The organism is Streptomyces viridiviolaceus, from assembly GCF_014650995.1.
Lineage (GTDB): Bacteria > Actinomycetota > Actinomycetes > Streptomycetales > Streptomycetaceae > Streptomyces > Streptomyces viridiviolaceus.
On the sequence record NZ_BMWA01000056.1, the window covers coordinates 1 to 4,443 of the forward strand.

Consider the following 4,443-nt stretch of genomic DNA (forward strand, 5'->3'; position numbering starts at 1 on the left):
CGGGAGGGCCTGGACGACCGGTGAGAGTCCGGCGAGTAGTTCCAGGACCTGCCGGTAGGCGGCTTGCGGCAGCCGGTTTGGGCAGCGCACGTGCATCACCGTCGCCACCCCACGGCCCGCTGCTGCGTCTGCGGTCATCACCGTCACCTCCCACCCCCACGTTATCGAACACTAAATCGAACACGCGAGGGCGCGGGCAGTGGATCACGAGCCTGGGATCAAAAATGTGTTCGATGGCTTGCCGCCCGATCTGGAGCGTCTGCGCACGCTGCGGGTGTGGCATGTCATGTGGGTGCGGCGCATCGACGCGAAGATCGCCGCGATCGTCCGGCGGCAGGCGGAAGAGGCGCGCGGCCGGGACGACCGGCCGCGGCCGGCGGAGTGGATCGTCGAACTCGGCATCGGCACCCGGCGCCCGCCCCTGCAGGTCCACGCCGGCGACTGCTGCATGGCGGGCCGGCGGCACCGTCCTGTCGGCCGGGACGAAGCCCGCCGGCTCCTCGCCTCGGGCCTGAAGGCCTGCGGCCACCGCCGGCCCGACGTCCGGCTGCAGATCATCGACTGATCCGGCTCGCCCCCGGCCGCCGGCGCGTGGGCACGAGGCGGGCAGGGCCGGGCATCGGGCGCACCGGCTCCGCCCGGCGGGCTCCGGCGGCGTTCCCGGGACCGGCCGGTGATCAAGGTTGATAGCCTCCCGTGATGACTGCCGCATTCGATGAAGCCGTCCGTGCCCGGCTGCAGGCCCCCAACATCTGGTACGTCGGCACCGTCTTCGCCGACGGGGCACCGCAGGTCAGCCCGATGTGGGTGGATCTCGAGGGGGAGGCGGAGCTGACGTTCAACACCTCGGTGGGGCGGGTGAAGGAGGAGAACCTGCGCCGCGACCCCCGCGTCTACCTCTCGCACGCGGACGCCGCCGACCCCTTCGACCGGGTGCAGATCAGCGGTGTGGTGAGCCGCTTCGTCGAGGGCGAGGAGGCCCACGAACGGATGGACCGGCTGGCCCGCAAGTACCTGGGCAGCGAGCGCTTCGAGTGGATCATGCCGGGGGAACAGCGGGTCGCGGTGATCGTGCGCCCGGTCAAGGTGCGGCACATCGTCGGGGTGGAGCGGTTCCGGCCCGGCGGCCCCGCCCCCGCCGCCTGAGCGCACGCCCGTCGCGGCCGGGCGCCGCCGGCCATGTCACCGGCGGCCCCGGCGCGTCGGGCCCCGCCCCCGCCGCCTGACCGCACGCCCGTCGCGGCCGGGCGCCGCCGCCGGCCGTGTCACCGGCGGCCCCCGGCGCGTCGTGCGCCTCCCCGGGTGCCGGCAGGGCCCGGCGCCGTGCGGCGCCATACCGGGTGAGGCCCGTCTCGCCGGGGCCGGGCGCCCGGGGCCGATGCGCCGGCCGTCGTGACGGGGCGCGCAGCGGCCCGGGCGCGGTGACGCGCCGGCGGGGCAGCACCGGCTGCGCCCGGCGAGGCGGAGCCGGCGGCGGGTGCCGTGCTCGCGCAAGGGGCGGCCGCGTTCGCGGCGAAAGGCCTGCGGGGCTTCAGCGGGGACGATCGTCCCCGCAGGCGGCAGGCGGCAGGCCGGGCCCGGGGACGCGGCCTCCTTCACCGCCGCGTTCCGTCCCGGTGCAGCCGCCCCCGCACGGCCTTACCGCCTCTCCCCTTGCGGGCGGCGGACCGGGCCGTGACCGGGCTCCCTGCCGGTGAGGCGCTCGCCCACTGCCCAGTACCGGGGGCCGGGTGCCGCGGGCAGCTCGTGCCTGCGGTCGCGCCGCGGCGCGCCGGCCGGGGTGTGCCGTGACACGTCTGTGACAGTCGGCGGACACCGTCGTGAAGTCGCCCCGGCAGTCTGTTCAAAAGAGGGCAAACAGCACTATTCGGTCATACATCTTCTGCTTCCGAGGGTGCGAGCAGTGCCGACCGAGCCGATCCGTCGGAGAAGACCCATGAGCCTCACCGCCACCATGCCGTCCGTCGAATCCCCTGCACCTGCGCTGGCTCCGCGTGAACGGGAGACACTGCGGCACATCGCCGAAGGGCGCACCTACCTGCAGACGGCCCGCCACATGGGGCTGTCCAAGCACACGGTCGACGCCTATCTGCGCCGTATCCGGGCCAAGCTGAACATCACCAGCACGGCCGAACTCACCCGGCTGGCCATCTCCCTGGGACTGTGACGCGCGGCCGGTCCGGGTCCGGCCGGCCACGCGGGCGGGGGCGGGCCGCAGGCGCCGGCACCGCCGGTCCGCCCGGGCCGCTCCCCCGCCCGGCCCGGCGGTGGACCGCCGCGTGCGTGGCACAGGCCACGGTCCGGCGGGGATTGCCGCCGGGAACGACCAGGGAAGCCATAGGGCGCCCATGACCGGCTCGGAAGGGACCATGCCCTCGTGACGCCCGTAGCGCCTCCCCCCATACCCAGAGCGGCCGGCTCGGTGCCGTTGCTGGGTCACGCGATACAGCTCATGCGCGACAACCTCGGTTTCATCGCCTCACTGCGTACCAACTACGGCCCCGTGGTGGAGATCGTTATCCAGCCCGGCACCCGCACGCTGGTCGTGCAGGACCCCGGCCTGGTCCGCACCATGCTGACCGACCTCGGCCCCAGCCTCGACAAGGGGCGCTTCTTCGAGAAGATGGGCCAGCTGCTCGGTGACTCCGTGGTCACCGCCGCGGGCCAGGAACACGTCCGCAGACGGCGCCAGCTCCAGCCGGCCTTCGCCCGGCCGGAGATCGCCCGTTACGTCGACATCATGCGCGAGCGGACGACCGCCGCCGTCGACAGCTGGACGCCCGGCCGTCCGCTCGACGTCCGTGAGGCCATGGTCGGACTGTCCCTCGACATGCTCGCCAGGACCGTGTTCTCCGGCAGCCTGGACGAGACGACGTTCGGCCGGCTGCGTGAAGACCTGTCGGTTGTCATGAACGGCGTCGGCATACGCATCATGCTGCCCGACTGGGCAGAGAGGCTGCCCCTGCCCTTCAACCGCCGGTTCACCGCCGCCCGCGACGCCGTGCGCGCCACCGTCGAGAGGGCCGTGGCCGAACTTGAGGCCTCGGGGCAGGACACCGGCGACATGCTGTCCCTGCTGCTGCGCACCACGGACGAGGAGACCGGCCGCCCGCTGACCGGGCACCAGATCAGCTCCGAGATCCTCACCCTGGCCGTGGCGGGCACCGAGACGACGGCGTCCGTGCTGTCCTGGGTGCTGTACGAGCTGGCCCGCCACCCGGACATCGAGCGCAGGGTCCTGGCCGAACTCGATGCGGTTCTCGGCGGCCGGCCCGTCACCTTCGAGGACCTGCCCCGGCTTGCCTTCCTCAACCGCGTCATCCGGGAAACCCTGCGGCTGCACCACACCGGATGGCTCGTCACCCGCCGCACCGTCACCCGGACGCGGCTGGGCCCGTGGTCGGTGCCCGCCGGCACCGAACTCGCCTACTGCCAGCACGCCTTGCACCGCGATCCCGCCCTCTTCCCCGACCCCCTCACCTTCGACCCGGACCGCTGGCTGGACGCCGCCCAGACCGAGGCGCTCACATCCGGGGCCTTCCTTCCTTTCGGCGCAGGCAAGCACACATGCATCGGGGACCGGTTCGCCCTCACCGAGCTGGCCACCGCCGTCGCCACCATCACCCGGCGGATACGGTTCGCCCTCCTCCCGCGCCAGACGGTCCGGCCCGTGGCCCGGGCCACCGTACGGCCCAGCACCCTGTCGATGACCGTGCTGCGGCGCGAGGGGTCCGCAGCCCGGAACGGAGACTGACCGGCGAACAGCCGCTCCCCGCCCGCACCGCGACCCGTGTGCCCGCCCTCCGGGGTGGGGAGAGGTGCGTTCCACGCCGCAGGGGACCAGGAAGGACGCGCAGGCGTCTCCTCCCGGGACCCCTCGGCCGCACGTCCGGCCGCCCCGGCGCCGGTACGGCCACCGCCGCGGCGGCCGACGGTGCCGGGGCCGGCCGGGGGCGGGCGGCCGGGGCCGGACGGGGCCGGGACCGGCGTCGGGGCGGGGCGGGGCCGGGGCGGCCGGGGCCTGCGTCGGTGCGGCCGGTGTCGGTGCGGCCTGCATCGGTGCGGCCGGGGCGGGGCGGGGCTGTTCTTTCAGGCCGTCATCGCTGCCTGGCCTCCCCCGGCCCGGGCGTATCTGGGCGCAGCAGGCCCAGTGCGCGGGGACTTGCCGGCCTGTCCGCCCGGGCGCGCCTCGCGCGCGGTACCGGTGCGCGGCCGGCCGGGTGTGGCCGGCCGGGGTGTGGCCGGCCAGGGGCGGTGCGTCCGGGGCCGGACGGGGCCGGCGTCGGTGCGGCCTGCGCCGGTGCGGCCGGGGCGGGGCGGGGCTGTTCTTTCAGGCCGTCATCGCTGCCTGGCCTCCCCCGGCCCGGGCGTATCTGGGCGCAGCGGGCCCAGTGCGCGGGGACTTGCCGGCCTGCCCGTCCGGGCGCGCCTCGCGCGCGGTGC

General features: G+C 75.0%; 4 protein-coding genes. All 4 read left to right on the forward strand.

Going from position 1 to position 4,443, the window contains the following annotated elements:
• The first annotated feature begins 199 nt into the window (after window positions 1–199).
• The gene (locus IE260_RS39995) at window positions 200–565 is read left to right on the forward strand and encodes a DUF6233 domain-containing protein (RefSeq protein WP_229881810.1); all 366 of its coding nucleotides are present in this window, start codon (window positions 200–202) and stop codon (window positions 563–565) included.
• A gap of 134 nt (window positions 566–699) precedes the next feature.
• Window positions 700–1,146, forward strand: a complete 447-nt coding sequence (locus IE260_RS40000; protein ID WP_189880853.1) for a TIGR03618 family F420-dependent PPOX class oxidoreductase — start codon at window positions 700–702, stop codon at window positions 1,144–1,146.
• A 790-nt stretch (window positions 1,147–1,936) separates the two neighbouring features.
• The gene (locus IE260_RS40005; protein ID WP_189880854.1) at window positions 1,937–2,167 is read left to right on the forward strand and encodes a response regulator transcription factor; all 231 of its coding nucleotides are present in this window, start codon (window positions 1,937–1,939) and stop codon (window positions 2,165–2,167) included.
• Window positions 2,168–2,422: 255 nt separating this feature from the next.
• Window positions 2,423–3,754, forward strand: coding sequence for a cytochrome P450 (locus IE260_RS40010; RefSeq protein WP_268255035.1), 1,332 nt, complete (start codon window positions 2,423–2,425; stop codon window positions 3,752–3,754).
• The last annotated feature ends 689 nt before the right edge of the window (window positions 3,755–4,443 follow it).